The organism is Paraburkholderia graminis C4D1M (genome assembly GCF_000172415.1).
Lineage (GTDB): Bacteria > Pseudomonadota > Gammaproteobacteria > Burkholderiales > Burkholderiaceae > Paraburkholderia > Paraburkholderia graminis.
The window spans coordinates 1-13,131 of the sequence record NZ_ABLD01000009.1 but is presented as its reverse complement, the minus strand read 5'-3'; the positions used below and the strand labels follow the sequence as shown (position 1 = coordinate 13,131).

The 13,131-nt window shown below is 65.0% G+C and carries 14 protein-coding genes; 9 read left to right on the top strand and 5 right to left on the bottom strand.

Annotated features, from left to right (window positions below; genetic code table 11):
• Window positions 1–131: 131 nt before the first annotated feature.
• Window positions 132–746: a glutathione S-transferase C-terminal domain-containing protein gene (locus tag BGRAMDRAFT_RS16460; RefSeq protein WP_006049919.1), complete on the bottom strand. Its 615-nt coding sequence runs from the start codon at window positions 744–746 to the stop codon at window positions 132–134.
• Between the two features lie 256 nt (window positions 747–1,002).
• Here BGRAMDRAFT_RS16460 and BGRAMDRAFT_RS16455 point away from each other — a divergent pair, with 256 nt between their 5' ends.
• The 5 genes from BGRAMDRAFT_RS16455 (at window position 1,003) to purH (ending at window position 6,836) form a co-directional block, all read left to right on the top strand.
• Window positions 1,003–2,409: an aminopeptidase P N-terminal domain-containing protein gene (locus BGRAMDRAFT_RS16455; RefSeq protein ID WP_006049918.1), complete on the top strand. Its 1,407-nt coding sequence runs from the start codon at window positions 1,003–1,005 to the stop codon at window positions 2,407–2,409.
• Window positions 2,410–2,415: 6 nt separating this feature from the next.
• Entirely contained in the window at window positions 2,416–3,690 is a 1,275-nt protein-coding gene (locus tag BGRAMDRAFT_RS16450; protein WP_006049917.1) for a UbiH/UbiF/VisC/COQ6 family ubiquinone biosynthesis hydroxylase, read from the top strand.
• A 217-nt stretch (window positions 3,691–3,907) separates the two neighbouring features.
• The gene (gene dusB / locus BGRAMDRAFT_RS16445) at window positions 3,908–4,984 is read left to right on the top strand and encodes a tRNA dihydrouridine synthase DusB (RefSeq protein ID WP_044021263.1); all 1,077 of its coding nucleotides are present in this window, start codon (window positions 3,908–3,910) and stop codon (window positions 4,982–4,984) included.
• Window positions 4,981–5,214, top strand: coding sequence for a Fis family transcriptional regulator (locus BGRAMDRAFT_RS16440; RefSeq protein WP_006049915.1), 234 nt, complete (start codon window positions 4,981–4,983; stop codon window positions 5,212–5,214). Before dusB ends, BGRAMDRAFT_RS16440 begins: the two co-directional genes overlap by 4 nt.
• Window positions 5,215–5,270: 56 nt before the next feature.
• Window positions 5,271–6,836 (top strand): bifunctional phosphoribosylaminoimidazolecarboxamide formyltransferase/IMP cyclohydrolase, encoded by a 1,566-nt coding sequence (gene purH, locus BGRAMDRAFT_RS16435; protein WP_006049914.1) that lies wholly within the window; start codon window positions 5,271–5,273, stop codon window positions 6,834–6,836.
• Between the two features lie 151 nt (window positions 6,837–6,987).
• Here purH and BGRAMDRAFT_RS16430 read toward each other — a convergent pair whose 3' ends face one another.
• The gene (locus BGRAMDRAFT_RS16430; RefSeq protein ID WP_006049913.1) at window positions 6,988–7,227 is read right to left on the bottom strand and encodes a hypothetical protein; all 240 of its coding nucleotides are present in this window, start codon (window positions 7,225–7,227) and stop codon (window positions 6,988–6,990) included.
• A gap of 128 nt (window positions 7,228–7,355) precedes the next feature.
• Between BGRAMDRAFT_RS16430 and ruvC the strand changes: the two genes are divergently transcribed.
• The 3 genes from ruvC to ruvB all read left to right on the top strand — a co-directional run bounded on the left by ruvC (window position 7,356) and on the right by ruvB (window position 9,720).
• A complete protein-coding gene (ruvC, locus tag BGRAMDRAFT_RS16425) occupies window positions 7,356–7,898 on the top strand; it encodes a crossover junction endodeoxyribonuclease RuvC (RefSeq protein WP_006049912.1) in 543 nt (180 codons plus the stop codon).
• A 54-nt stretch (window positions 7,899–7,952) separates the two neighbouring features.
• Complete coding sequence (ruvA, locus tag BGRAMDRAFT_RS16420; protein ID WP_006049911.1) at window positions 7,953–8,534, top strand: Holliday junction branch migration protein RuvA; 582 nt, start codon at window positions 7,953–7,955, stop codon at window positions 8,532–8,534.
• Between the two features lie 121 nt (window positions 8,535–8,655).
• Window positions 8,656–9,720: a Holliday junction branch migration DNA helicase RuvB gene (gene ruvB / locus BGRAMDRAFT_RS16415; protein WP_006049910.1), complete on the top strand. Its 1,065-nt coding sequence runs from the start codon at window positions 8,656–8,658 to the stop codon at window positions 9,718–9,720.
• 130 nt (window positions 9,721–9,850) lie between these two features.
• Here ruvB and BGRAMDRAFT_RS16410 read toward each other — a convergent pair whose 3' ends face one another.
• The 3 genes from BGRAMDRAFT_RS16410 to tyrS all read right to left on the bottom strand — a co-directional run bounded on the left by BGRAMDRAFT_RS16410 (window position 9,851) and on the right by tyrS (window position 12,362).
• Window positions 9,851–10,522: a histidine phosphatase family protein gene (locus BGRAMDRAFT_RS16410; RefSeq protein WP_006049909.1), complete on the bottom strand. Its 672-nt coding sequence runs from the start codon at window positions 10,520–10,522 to the stop codon at window positions 9,851–9,853.
• A gap of 66 nt (window positions 10,523–10,588) precedes the next feature.
• Window positions 10,589–11,059: a D-aminoacyl-tRNA deacylase gene (gene dtd / locus BGRAMDRAFT_RS16405; RefSeq protein ID WP_006049908.1), complete on the bottom strand. Its 471-nt coding sequence runs from the start codon at window positions 11,057–11,059 to the stop codon at window positions 10,589–10,591.
• A 49-nt stretch (window positions 11,060–11,108) separates the two neighbouring features.
• Window positions 11,109–12,362: a tyrosine--tRNA ligase gene (gene tyrS / locus BGRAMDRAFT_RS16400; protein WP_006049907.1), complete on the bottom strand. Its 1,254-nt coding sequence runs from the start codon at window positions 12,360–12,362 to the stop codon at window positions 11,109–11,111.
• A 250-nt stretch (window positions 12,363–12,612) separates the two neighbouring features.
• Here tyrS and BGRAMDRAFT_RS16395 point away from each other — a divergent pair.
• Window positions 12,613–13,131, top strand: a 519-nt coding sequence (locus tag BGRAMDRAFT_RS16395; RefSeq protein ID WP_044021261.1) for an anhydro-N-acetylmuramic acid kinase, incomplete at its 3' end; no start/stop codon positions are given.

Genomic DNA, 13,131 nt, shown 5'->3' with positions numbered 1-13,131 from the left:
GAAAAAAAGCGCCTGAGGGCAGGCGCTTTTTTACCACAACTGAAAGCTTTAATTCATGACTTTGAAAGTACGATTAACGCAATTTTGCAAACTTGCCTTACCCGTTAGCAACTTCGCTTTTATTTAGCTGCTCAGTTGGCCGGCGCAGTATCGATAAACGATTGGCGCAGCGAAAGCTTCTGAAAATGCTTGTCGAGATTCGGATGCGCATCGCGCCAGTTCAGCTCCGGCATGCGGAAATCCAGATAGCCCAACGCGCAGCCCACCGCAATATCGGCGAGCGTGTAGTGATTGCCCGCGCACCACGGCTTGGCCGCGAGCCCTTGCGACATCGCGACGAGCGCTTCGTCGATCTTGCGCTGCTGGCGCGCCACCCAGGCGTCGACGCGCTGCTCCGGCGTGCGCTGCGTGCTTTCGAGGCGAATCAGCACGGCGGCGTCGAGGAGACCGTCGGCGAGCGCTTCCCAGCAGCGCACCTCGATGCGCTCGCGTCCCGATTGCGGAATCAGCTTGCCGACCGGCGACAGCGTGTCCACGTACTCACAGATCACGCGTGAGTCGAACACCGCTTCGCCGTCTTCCATCACAAGGCACGGCACCTTGCCGAGCGGATTGAAGGTATGAATGCGGGTGTCCGGCGCCCAGACGTTCTCGGGCACCAGCTCGTAGTCGATCTTCTTGTCGGCCAGCACGATGCGCGCTTTGCGCACGAACGGGCTGGCGAGCGAACCGATGAGTTTCATCATTGCCATCTGCCTTTTTCTGAATCCGGCGAAAGTATAAGTGCTGAGCGGCGTGCGCGAGCGCCCCGCGCCCGCTTCGCGAGCCGCACGCTCAGTCGCTGTGGATGGATTGCAACATTGCCGCGCCGCGCGCGCGCCGTCTAGCTGGCTGAATGGCCAAGGGGCGGTTTGGCCCCGACCAATCCCGCGCGCCCGCGCAACGCGCCGCCCCAACGCGCCGGCGCAAATTCGTCCGCGCATTGGGCGCTACAATCGCACGATGAACCAGCCGACCGAACCCACCATCGCCATCGACGTCTACCGCACGCGCCGCGAGCGCGTACTCGCCGCGCTGCGTGCAGCGGGCGGCGGCGTCGCCATCGTGCCGACCGCGCCCGAAGCGCTGCGCAACCGGGACGCCGACTACCCCTACCGGCACGACAGCTACTTCTACTACCTGACCGGCTTCACCGAACCGGAGGCGCTGCTCGTGCTCGACGCAAGCGCCGCTCCCGGCGAGCCCGCGTCGATCCTGTTCTGCCGCGAGAAAAACGTCGAGCGCGAGATCTGGGAAGGTTTCCGTTTCGGGCCCGACGGCGCGCGTGTCGCGTTCGGGTTTGACGCCGCGTTTCCCTTCGACGAAATCGACGCACACCTGCCGCGGCTTCTCGCGGACAAGCCGTCGCTGCACTACGCGCTCGGCATGTCGGACGAACTCGACGGCCAGGTGCGCGGCTGGCTCGAAGCCGTGCGGACGCAGGGCCGCAGCGGCGTCGCGGCGCCCACGGCCGCGCGCGATCTGCTGCCGTTACTCGACGAGATGCGGCTCATCAAGGACGACCACGAGCTCGCCATCATGCGCCGCGCCGGACAAATTTCCGCGCAGGCGCACCGCCGGGCGATGGCCGCGTGCCGTCCCGGCGTGCGCGAGTACGAACTCGAAGCGGAGCTGCTCTACACCTTCCGCAAGTTCGGCGCGCAGGCGCCCGCTTACACGTCGATCGTCGCCGCGGGCGCGAATGCGTGCGTGCTGCACTACCCGGCCGGCAACGCGATTGCGCAGGACGGCGACCTGATTCTGATCGACGCGGCCTGCGAACTCGACGGCTACGCGTCCGACATCACGCGCACTTTCCCGGCGAGCGGCCGCTTCACGCCGGCGCAGCGCGAGCTGTATGACATCGTGCTGGCCGCGCAGCAGGCCGCCGTCGACGCGACGCGCGCCGGCGCGACCTTCGACGACCCGCATCAGGCGGCCGTGCGCGTGCTGTCGCAAGGCTTGCTGGACACGGGCATCGTCGACCGTGCGAAGTTCGCTTCCGTCGACGACGTAATCGCCGAGCGCGCCTACGCGCCCTTCTACATGCACCGCACCGGCCACTGGCTCGGCATGGACGTGCACGATGTCGGCGACTACCGCGAGCGCGGCGCGCCGCGCGACGAGGCAGGCGTGCTGCCGTGGCGCACACTGCAGGCGTCGATGACGCTGACTATCGAGCCCGGCCTGTACATCCGGCCGGCCGAAGGCGTGCCCGAGCGCTACTGGAACATCGGCATCCGCATCGAGGACGACGCGATCGTCACGCCAACGGGCTGCGAACTGATTACCCGCGACGTGCCGGTGGCCGCCGACGAAATCGAGGCGCTGATGCAGGAAGCCCGCGCGGCTCAGCAGACAAGGACGTAACCGGCCATGAACGATGCTTCTCCGTCCACGGTCATCCTGAAGCCCGCGGCGCTCAATCAGCATTTCGATTTCGACGTGACGATCGTCGGCGCGGGGCCGGTCGGACTCGCGCTTGCCGGCTGGCTCGCGCGCCGCAGCGCGACGCGCGAGCTGAAGATCGCGCTGATCGACGCACGCGAGCCCGAAGATTCGATCGCGGACCCGCGCGCGATCGCCGTCTCGCACGGCAGCCGCATGATCCTCGAACCGCTGCGCTGGCCCGCCGACGCAACCGCGATCCAGCGCATCCATGTCTCGCAGCGCGGACACTTCGGCCGCACGCTGATCGATCACGGCGAGCACGGACTGCCGGCGCTCGGCTACGTGCTGCGCTACGGCTCGATCGTGCACGGCCTGGCCGAAGCGGTGCATGCAACGCGAGTCCACTGGTTCCGTTCGACGTCCGCCGCGGCGCCGGTTCAGGAACACGACGGCGTCACGCTGCCGATCGAAACCGCGGGCGTCACGCGCCGGCTGCGCACGCGCATTCTGGTGAGCGCGGAAGGCGGTTTGTTCGGTGATCAGCGGGGTGCGCAGAAGGCTGGAAAGCGCGAGGGAGACAGCGCCACAAATGGCGCGGACAAAGGCGCCGATAAACCCGGCACACGCGACTACGGGCAAACGGCGCTGGTCGGCACGGTGAGCGTGTCGACGCCGCAACCGCATGTCGCGTGGGAACGCTTCACGCCGGAAGGCCCGATTGCCTTGCTGCCGATGGGCGGCGTGCGCGGCGCCGACTACGCGCTCGTCTGGTGCTGCGCGCCCGAAGAAGCCGCGCGCCGCGCGCAGCTTCCCGACGACGAATTCCTGCGCGAACTCGGCGCCGCATTCGGCGGACGCATGGGACGCTTCACGCACATCAAGGGACGGGCGTCGTTCCCGCTCGGGTTGAACGCCGTCGATACGCAGGTGAGCGGCCGGGTCGTCGCCATCGGCAATGCCGCGCAGACGCTGCATCCGGTTGCGGGCCAAGGGCTCAATCTGGGTTTGCGCGACGCGCACGCGCTCGCCGACGCATTGTCGGCGGAAGGCCCGACGACGCTTGCGCTCGCCACTTTCGCGCAGCGTCGCGCGCTCGACCGGCGCTTGACGATCGGCGCCACCGACACGCTCGCGCGCCTTTTCACCGTCGACTTCGCGCCGCTCGCGATCATGCGCGGGCTTGCGCTCACCGCGTTGGAATTCGTGCCGCCGGTGAAGACCGCGCTCGCGCGTCAAATGATGTTCGGACAGCGCCGCTGACAAGCGCGGGCCACTTAACCAAGAACCCTCGCGCGAACCCTCGCGCGAGCGGCGCCGACTCTATGACGCCGGCCACTTTCATAGAAGATTTAATGGGTTACGACGCCCGCAATTGAAGTGCGGGCTATCTGTTAACGCTAAAATGGCGGTTTTCCCTCGCATTTCGCGAATGCTCCGATTGACGAATCGAACAATCGGCGGCGCGCGCGTCCACGTCATGCCCACCATCGGCTCGCACAATCTGCGTAACAACCTGTTCGTCGCGCCCATGGCCGGCGTCACCGATCGTCCGTTCCGCCAGCTTTGCAAACGGCTCGGCGCGGGCTATGCGGTGTCGGAAATGGTCGCGTCGAACGCGCAACTGTGGAAGAGCGAGAAAACCATGCGCCGCGCGAACCACGCGGGCGAAGTCGAGCCGATCGCCGTGCAGATCGCCGGCGCCGACCCCGACATGATGGCCGAAGCCGCCCGCTACAACGTCGCGAACGGCGCGCAGATCATCGACATCAACATGGGCTGTCCGGCCAAGAAGGTCTGCAACGTCGCGGCCGGTTCGGCGCTGCTGCAAAACGAGCCGCTCGTGCAGCGCATCGTCGAGGCGGTGGTCGCGGCAGTGGGCGTCGGTCCCGACGCGGTGCCGGTCACGCTGAAAATCCGCACGGGCTGGAATCGCGAGAACAAAAACGCGCTGAACGTCGCGCGTCTCGCCGAGGCCGCCGGCATCTCCATGCTGACCGTGCACGGCCGCACGCGCGCCGACCTGTATCACGGCGACGCCGAGTACGAGACCATCGCCGCGGTCAAGGCGGCGGTGCGCATTCCGGTCGTGGCCAACGGCGACATTTCGTCGCCGGAAAAAGCGCGCCATGTGCTCGCCGTGACGGGCGCCGACGCGATCATGATCGGCCGCGCGGCGCAGGGGCGTCCGTGGCTGTTCCGCGAGATCGAGCATTTCCTGCAAACGGGCGAGTTGCTGCCGCCGCCGCGCATCGACGAAATCCAGCAGGTCATGAACGAGCACCTGCAAGATCACTACGGTTTCTACGGCGAATTTACGGGCGTTCGCACTGCGCGCAAGCACATCGGCTGGTACACTCGCGGCCTTTCCGGCGCCAACCTGTTCCGGCATCGCATGAATACGCTGGACAGCACGCGCGAACAACTCCTCGCCGTCAACGAATTTTTCGACGCGCAGAAGGCGATCTCCGACCGCCTCGTCTACGTCGACGAATCACCCGGCGATGCCGGGCTCGACAACCAGGGCGAGAACCACACCGACCGACTAGCTGCATGAGCAAGAACAATATCGAACAATCTGTCCGCGACAGCCTGGGCATCTACTTCCAGGATCTCGACGGCTCGAATCCGCACGACGTCTATGACATGGTGATTTCGTGCGTTGAAAAACCCCTGCTCGAAGTGGTGCTCGAGCAGGCCGGCGGCAATCAGTCGCTGGCCGCCGAGTATCTCGGCATCAACCGCAATACGCTGCGCAAGAAGCTGCAACAGCATGGTCTGTTGTAGCGGGTTCTAGTTTTCTCGCGCCCTGCCACGTTTCCCTTCGGCTTTTCGTCTTCATCATGATCAAGCAAGCGCTCATCTCCGTTTCCGACAAGTCCGGCATTGTCGACTTCGCCAAGTCGCTGTCGGACCTCGGCGTCAAGATCCTGTCGACCGGCGGCACCGCGAAACTGCTCGCGGACGCGGGTCTGTCCGTCACCGAAGTCGCCGACTACACGGGCTTCCCGGAAATGCTGGACGGGCGCGTGAAAACGCTGCATCCGAAGGTGCACGGCGGCATTCTCGCGCGCCGCGATCTGCCGGAACACATGGCGGCGCTCGAGAAGCACGACATTCCGACCATCGACCTGCTGGTCGTGAACCTGTACCCGTTCGTGCAGACGGTGTCGAAGGAAGAGTGCTCGCTGGAAGACGCGATCGAAAACATCGACATCGGCGGACCGACCATGCTGCGCTCGGCCGCGAAGAATCATCGCGACGTGACCGTGGTGGTCGATCCCGCTGATTACGCGGTCGTGCTCGACGAAATGCGCGCGAACAGCAACGCGGTCTCGTACAAGACGAACTTCCGTCTCGCGACCAAGGTGTTCGCGCACACCGCGCAATACGACGGCGCGATCACCAACTATCTGACGAGCCTCACCGACGAACTGCAACACTCGTCGCGCAACGCTTATCCGGCTACGTTCAACCTCGCCTTCGACAAGGTGCAGGACTTGCGCTACGGCGAAAATCCGCATCAGAGCGCTGCGTTCTATCGCGATCTGTCGGTGCCGGCCGGCGCGCTGGCGAACTACAACCAGTTGCAGGGTAAGGAACTGTCGTACAACAACATCGCGGATTCGGACGCGGCGTGGGAATGCGTGAAGACCTTCGACGTGCCGGCCTGCGTGATCGTCAAGCACGCGAATCCGTGCGGCGTGGCGGTGGGCGCGGACGCGAACGAAGCGTATTCGAAGGCGTTCCAGACCGATCCGACTTCGGCGTTCGGCGGCATCATCGCGTTCAATCGCGAAGTGGACGAAACCGCCGCGCAAGCAGTGGCCAAGCAGTTTGTCGAAGTGCTGATCGCGCCGTCGTTCAGCGCCGAAGCGCGCCAGGTTTTCGCAGCGAAGCAGAACGTGCGTCTGCTGGAAATCGCGCTGGGCGAAGGCCATAACGCGTTCGATCTGAAGCGCGTGGGCGGCGGCCTGCTGGTTCAATCGCTCGATTCGAAAAACGTGCAGCCGCGCGAATTGCGCGTGGTGACGAAGCGTCATCCCACGCCGAAGGAGATGGACGATCTGCTGTTCGCCTGGCGCGTCGCCAAGTACGTGAAGTCGAACGCGATCGTGTTCTGCGGCAACGGCATGACGCTCGGCGTCGGCGCGGGTCAGATGAGCCGCGTGGATTCGGCGCGCATCGCCAGCATCAAGGCGCAGAACGCGGGCTTGGCCCTGACCGGTTCGGCGGTGGCGTCGGATGCGTTCTTCCCGTTCCGCGACGGCCTCGACGTGGTCGTGGCAGCGGGCGCGACGTGCGTGATCCAGCCGGGCGGCTCGATGCGCGACGACGAAGTGGTCAGCGCCGCGGACGAGCACAACATCGCGATGGTGCTGACCGGCGTGCGTCACTTCCGGCATTGATATTGGCTTGAGCGGCGGCGTGTTGTTTTGCCGTGTCCAGGGTAAGAGACGATAGAACGGCCCGGTGGAATTTTCCGCCGGGCCGTTTTGTTTTGGTGCTCCTGCGGCGGTCAGCGTTGGGCCGTCGGCGTTCGTGAGGCGTCATAGGTGATCAGTCCGGTGGGTCCTTGCGCTCGTAGCCGTCCCTCACTTCCGGATGCTGACTGATGTAGGTGCCGAGACCCTCGCCCTGTTTCGCGAGCCGCTTGAGCGCCGCGACGTGTTTGACGCCGACGCTTTTTTTCGAGTACCAATACGTCGTGCCCGAGTTAAAGCGGGCAGCGACAAAGTTATCGCCGATTTCGTAGGCCACGACGCCGGATGTCCCGCTTCTGTTTCCATAGCGCTGCATATCCGATCACCTCCTTCCGACAGACGCAGCAGTTTTTATTCCGCCCGCGCCGCCTTTTGCGGGCCGCCGTGCGGCGCGTCTGTTGTAGTATCGCAGGCACCTGGCTTTAACCGCATGTGCGGCACTTCATGAGAATTCTTGGCATCGACCCCGGCTTGCGCGTGACGGGCTTCGGCGTGATCGACCAAAGCGGACACACGCTCAGCTACGTCGCGAGCGGCGTTATCAAGACCGCCGACACCGATCTGCCGTCGCGCCTCGGCACTATTTTCGAAGGCATTTCGACGCTGATTCGCCAGCACTCGCCGGATCAATCGGCGATCGAAAAAGTGTTCGTCAACGTCAATCCGCAGTCCACCTTGCTGCTCGGTCAGGCGCGCGGCGCGGCCATTTGCGGCCTCGTCGCGGGCGGCGTGCCGGTTGCCGAATACACCGCGCTGCAGTTGAAGCAGGCGGTGGTCGGCTACGGCCGCGCGACCAAGGAGCAGATGCAGCAGATGGTCGTGCGCCTGCTCAATCTTTCCGGCGTGCCGGGCACCGACGCCGCCGACGCGCTCGGCATGGCGATCTGTCACGCGCACGGCGGCACGACGTTGAGCACGCTCGGCGGCATCGCGCCATCGCTTGCAAAGAAAGGGCTGCGGGTCAGACGCGGGCGTCTGGTGGGATAGGTGCGCGGCACGCGCTGCGCTACACTCGCCCTTTCTCACAAGTTCGAACTCGCCATGATCGGTCGCATTGCCGGCGTTCTGCTGGAAAAAAACCCGCCGCATCTGCTCGTCGATTGCAACGGCGTCGGTTATGAAGTCGACGTGCCGATGAGCACGTTCTACAACCTGCCGTCCACTGGCGAGCGCGTCGTGCTGCTCACGCAAATGATCGTGCGCGAAGATGCGCACCTGTTGTACGGCTTCGGCACCGCCGAGGAACGTTCGACCTTCCGCGAGCTGCTGAAGATCTCCGGCATCGGCGCACGCATGGCGCTCGCCGTGCTCTCCGGCATGAGCGTGCACGAGCTCTCGCAGACGGTCACGCTGCAGGACGCCGCGCGCCTCACGCGCGTGCCGGGCATCGGCAAGAAGACGGCCGAGCGCTTGCTGCTCGAGTTGAAGGGCAAGCTCGGCGCCGACCTGGGCGCGATGGCCGGCACGGTGTCCGCATCCGGTCACGCGTCGGACATTCTCAATGCGCTGCTCGCGTTGGGCTACTCGGAGAAGGAAGCCCTCGCCGCAGTCAAAAACGTGCCGGCCGGCACGGGCGTGTCCGAAGGCATCAAGCTTGCGTTGAAGGCCTTGTCGAAGGCCTGAGGCTTTTTCACAGTGCGCGGGCCGCACGACCGATGCAGCAAGCTTTCCACAGTTTGCGAAGCCGCGCACCCTGGCCATTCGGCCGGGTTTCGCCGCGCTCCTCGCGCGGTACAATGACCGGATGATCGAAACCGACAAACTCGCCGCCGAGCGCATCATCGCGGCCACGCCCGTCTCGCCGAACGAGGAAGCGTTCGAACGCGCGTTGCGCCCTCGTCAGCTCGAAGAATATGTCGGGCAGGAAAAGGTGCGCGGCCAGCTCGAAATCTTTATCGAGGCCGCGAAGCGCCGCTCGGAATCGCTCGATCACGTATTGCTGTTCGGGCCGCCGGGTCTTGGCAAAACCACGCTCGCGCATATCATCGCGCGCGAAATGGGCGTGAATCTGCGGCAGACGTCCGGACCAGTGCTCGAACGCGCGGGCGACCTCGCCGCGCTGCTCACCAATCTCGAAGCCAACGACGTACTGTTCATCGACGAAATTCACCGGCTCTCGCCGGTCGTCGAGGAAATCCTGTACCCCGCGCTCGAGGATTATCAAATCGACATCATGATCGGCGAAGGGCCAGCCGCGCGCAGCGTGAAGCTGGACTTGCAGCCGTTCACGCTGGTCGGCGCGACCACCCGCGCGGGCATGCTGACGAATCCGCTGCGCGATCGCTTCGGCATCGTTGCGCGGCTCGAGTTTTATAACGCCGAGGAACTTGCGCGCATCGTCACGCGTTCGGCTTCGCTGCTGAATGCGCAGATTCATCCGGACGGCGCATTTGAAATTGCGAAGCGCGCGCGCGGCACGCCGCGTATCGCCAACCGGCTGCTGCGGCGCGTGCGCGATTTCGCTGAGGTCAAGGCCGACGGCAACATCACCGCGGAAGTGGCCGACGCGGCGCTGCGCATGCTCGACGTCGACGCGGTCGGCTTCGATCTGATGGACCGCAAGCTGCTCGAAGCGATCCTGCACAAGTTCGACGGCGGACCGGTCGGCGTCGACAACCTGGCGGCGGCGATCGGCGAGGAACGTGACACGATCGAAGACGTGCTCGAGCCGTATCTGATCCAGCAAGGCTTCCTGCAGCGCACGCCGCGCGGCCGCGTGGCGACACTGCTCACTTACCGGCACTTCGGGCTTGCGGCGCCGGAAGCGTCGAGCGGGCTGCCTGGCTTGTGGGACTCGGCTGCGAGTTGAGTGCGGATTGGGTGTGGGAGTTCAGTTGATGTGCGGCTTAGCCGCGTGAGGGCTGAGTTCAGTTCAGCGTGCGGCATGGCCCTGCGCGCAGGCGGCGCAACGCGCACCGCCCGACGCATCCAACGCCTGATTACCGCCCCGGTTCCGGCACCTTCTTGAAACTGTCGTCGGCGCTCGGTGCGTCGAGATGCGATACATCGCCCCACGACACCACCGTCGCGCGCCCGTCGTCGTAATCGACCACGTTCACGCCCGTGTTCAACAGCGGGTAGTCGCGCGGCGCATCGAGCGGCAAGCCGCACGCGAAGCGGCGCACGCAATCGAGCACGCCGCCATGCGCGACGCAGGCGATCCGGCCACCCGGATGCGCGGCCACAAGCGGCTCAATTGCATGCAACACGCGATGGTAGAACACGCGCAGCGATTCGCCTTCGGGCGGCGCAAAGCCAGGATCGCGAGTCTGCCAATGCGCGTATTCGTCGGGAAAACGCGCGGCGATTTCGTCGCTGTCGTGGCCCTGGAATGCGCCGTACGAACGCTCACGCAAGCCTTCGCGCAACTGCACGGGCAAGCCGAGCGCGTCGGCGATAGGCTGCGCGGTTTGCCGCGCGCGTTGCAGATCGCTCGAATAAATCGCGTCGAGCCGCGCGCCGTGCTTCACGTCATCGGCGATACGGCGAGCCAGTTTCTGCGCCTGTGCGAGACCCGCTTCGGCGAGCGGAATGTCGATATGCCCTTGAATGCGCTTGATGCGATTCCAGTCGGTCTCGCCGTGCCGGATAAACAGGATCTGCGTGGTCATGGGATCGAAGTGGGCGCTGTTCGCCGGTTGTGCCAGGCCGCTATTGTCGCAAGAACCGCGCGACGTTCAGGCGTTGGTTTGCAGCCAGAAGGTGACGGGGCCGTCGTTGACGAGCGACACCTGCATGTCCGCGCCAAATTCGCCGGTCGCGACGATGGGATGTTTCGCGCGCGCCGCCGACACGAAATAGTCGAACAGACGCTTGCCCTCGTCCGGCGGCGCGGCGGGCGTGAAGCTCGGACGCAGCCCGCTGTTCGTGTCCGCGGCCAGCGTGAACTGCGACACCAGCAGCAAGCCGCCCGCACGCCCCGCGCCGTCCACGTTTTGCACTGACAGATTCATCTTGCCGGCGGCGTCGCTGAACACGCGGTAGCCGAGCACCTTCGCCAGCAGCCGGTCGGCCGCGGCTTGCGTGTCGCCGCGCTCCGCGCAGACAAGCGCGAGCAGGCCCGCGCCGATGGCGCCGGTCACGCGCTCGTTGCCGCCCTCCACGACACGCACCTCGGCGCGCCGCACCCGTTGGATCAACGCGATCATCGGACGGGCTCCGGCTGTGCGCTACGATTCATCGCACGCACGGTCATAGTCAGGCGGTCAGCGTGACGCGCGCAAAGCGGCGCTTGCCGACCTGCACGACGTACTCGCCCGCCTCGACTTTCAAGCCCTTGTCCGAGACGGTCGCGCCGTCGATTTTCACGCCGCCCTGCTCGATATTGCGCAGCGCTTCGCTCGTCGACGGCACGAGGTTCGCCTGCTTGAGCAACTGGCCGATCGCGAGCGGCGCGCCGGCGAGCGCGACCGCCGGAATATCGTCCGGCACACCGCCCTTCGCGCGGTGGTTGAAGTCTTCGAGCGCGCGCTCGGCGTCGGCCGGCGAATGAAAACGCGCGACGATTTCCTGGCCCAGCATGACCTTGAAATCGCGCGGATTGCGGCCTGCCTCGGCTTCACGCTTGAACGCCGCGATCTCGTCCATCGGACGGAACGACAGCAGTTCGAAGTAACGCCACATCAGCGTGTCGGAAATGCTCATCAGCTTGCCGAACATGTCTGTCGGCTTTTCGCTGATGCCGATGTAGTTGTTCTTCGACTTCGACATTTTCTCGACGCCGTCGAGGCCTTCCAGCAGCGGCATCGTCAGAATGCATTGCTGCTCCTGGCCGTACTGCTTCTGCAGTTCGCGACCAACGAGCAGGTTGAACTTCTGATCGGTGCCGCCGAGTTCGAGGTCGGCGTTGAGCGCAACCGAGTCGTAGCCCTGCATCAACGGGTACAGGAATTCGTGGATCGAAATCGGCACGCCGCTCTGGAAACGCTTGGTGAAATCTTCTCGCTCGAGAATGCGCGCCACCGTGTAGCGAGACGCGAGCTTGATCATGCCGTCGGCGCCGAGCGGCATCGACCATTCGCTGTTGTAGCGGATCTCGGTCTTCTCGCGATCGAGCACGAGCGCAGCCTGCTCGAAATACGTCTTCGCGTTCGATTCGATCTGCTCGCGCGTGAGCGGCGGGCGCGTGGCGTTGCGGCCCGACGGATCGCCGATCAGCGACGTGAAGTCGCCGATCAGAAAAATCACCGTGTGACCGAGGTCCTGCAACTGGCGCATCTTGTTCAGCACGACCGTGTGGCCGATGTGGATGTCCGGCGCGGTCGGATCGAGCCCGAGCTTGATGCGCAGCGGCGTGCCGGTAGCCGCGCTCTTCGCGAGTTTTTGCGCGAATTCTTCCTCGATCAGCAATTCGTCGACGCCGCGCTTGGTAATGGCGAGCGCGTGACGGACTTCGTCGGTGATCGGGAAAGCGGGGGCGGCGGGGTTCGGCTTGTTGGACTCGGTGCTCATGCTGGAAACTTGAAGTCGCGAAAAAAACAGATTGTCCCATAGATGCGCGCCGCCGCGCCCACTGAAGCGGGCTCGAGCGCCTGTATACGCGTGGCATTCGCAGCCGGACGACCAGCGAAGCATGGCGACGCGCTTCATCTTCGACCGCGCTTGCGCCGATAATCTGCTACAACCTTCGCCAACAGGCGGCAGAAACAGCGGCCGACTGGCGGCAATGAACCCGCAACTCATCATCGACAGGAGCAGCAACGTGGCGCAAGAGCCCGCAGACGGCGTCTACTTTGGATTGATGTCAGGCACGAGCATGGACGGCGTGGACGGCGTGGCCGTCCGGTTCGCCGACGGGAAGCCGCCCGTGGTGCTGGCCGAGGCGTTCGTCGGTTTCGCGGCGGGCCTGCGCGAGGCGCTGTTCGCGCTGCAACAGCCGGGCGAAAACGAGATCGAACGCGAGGCGCTCGCCGCCAACGCGCTCGCCACGCGATATACCGTGTGCTGTCACGAGCTGCTGCGCGGCTGCCACGTGTCCGCCGCCGAGGTACGCGCGATCGGCGTGCATGGGCAGACGGTGCGGCATCGGCCGGAAAAGGGCTATACGCGGCAGATCAATAACCCGGCGCTGCTCGCGGAAATGATGCATATCGACGTGATCGCCGATTTCCGCAGCCGCGACGTCGCCGCAGGCGGCCAGGGCGCGCCGCTCGTGCCCGCGTTTCACGCAACCGTGTTCGGCTCGAAGGACGAAACGCGCGTTGTCTGCAATCTGGCGGAA

Coding starts and splice junctions, on each gene's coding strand:
- BGRAMDRAFT_RS16460 (WP_006049919.1), bottom strand. CDS start 746: ATGATGAAACTCATCGGTTCGCTCGCCAGCCCGTTCGTGCGCAAAGCG.
- ruvA (WP_006049911.1), top strand. CDS start 7,953: ATGATCGGTCGCATTGCCGGCGTTCTGCTGGAAAAAAACCCGCCGCAT.
- purH (WP_006049914.1), top strand. CDS start 5,271: ATGATCAAGCAAGCGCTCATCTCCGTTTCCGACAAGTCCGGCATTGTC.
- BGRAMDRAFT_RS16410 (WP_006049909.1), bottom strand. CDS start 10,522: ATGACCACGCAGATCCTGTTTATCCGGCACGGCGAGACCGACTGGAAT.
- BGRAMDRAFT_RS16455 (WP_006049918.1), top strand. CDS start 1,003: ATGAACCAGCCGACCGAACCCACCATCGCCATCGACGTCTACCGCACG.
- dtd (WP_006049908.1), bottom strand. CDS start 11,059: ATGATCGCGTTGATCCAACGGGTGCGGCGCGCCGAGGTGCGTGTCGTG.
- ruvB (WP_006049910.1), top strand. CDS start 8,656: ATGATCGAAACCGACAAACTCGCCGCCGAGCGCATCATCGCGGCCACG.
- ruvC (WP_006049912.1), top strand. CDS start 7,356: ATGAGAATTCTTGGCATCGACCCCGGCTTGCGCGTGACGGGCTTCGGC.
- dusB (WP_044021263.1), top strand. CDS start 3,908: ATGCCCACCATCGGCTCGCACAATCTGCGTAACAACCTGTTCGTCGCG.
- BGRAMDRAFT_RS16430 (WP_006049913.1), bottom strand. CDS start 7,227: ATGCAGCGCTATGGAAACAGAAGCGGGACATCCGGCGTCGTGGCCTAC.
- BGRAMDRAFT_RS16450 (WP_006049917.1), top strand. CDS start 2,416: ATGAACGATGCTTCTCCGTCCACGGTCATCCTGAAGCCCGCGGCGCTC.
- tyrS (WP_006049907.1), bottom strand. CDS start 12,362: ATGAGCACCGAGTCCAACAAGCCGAACCCCGCCGCCCCCGCTTTCCCG.
- BGRAMDRAFT_RS16440 (WP_006049915.1), top strand. CDS start 4,981: ATGAGCAAGAACAATATCGAACAATCTGTCCGCGACAGCCTGGGCATC.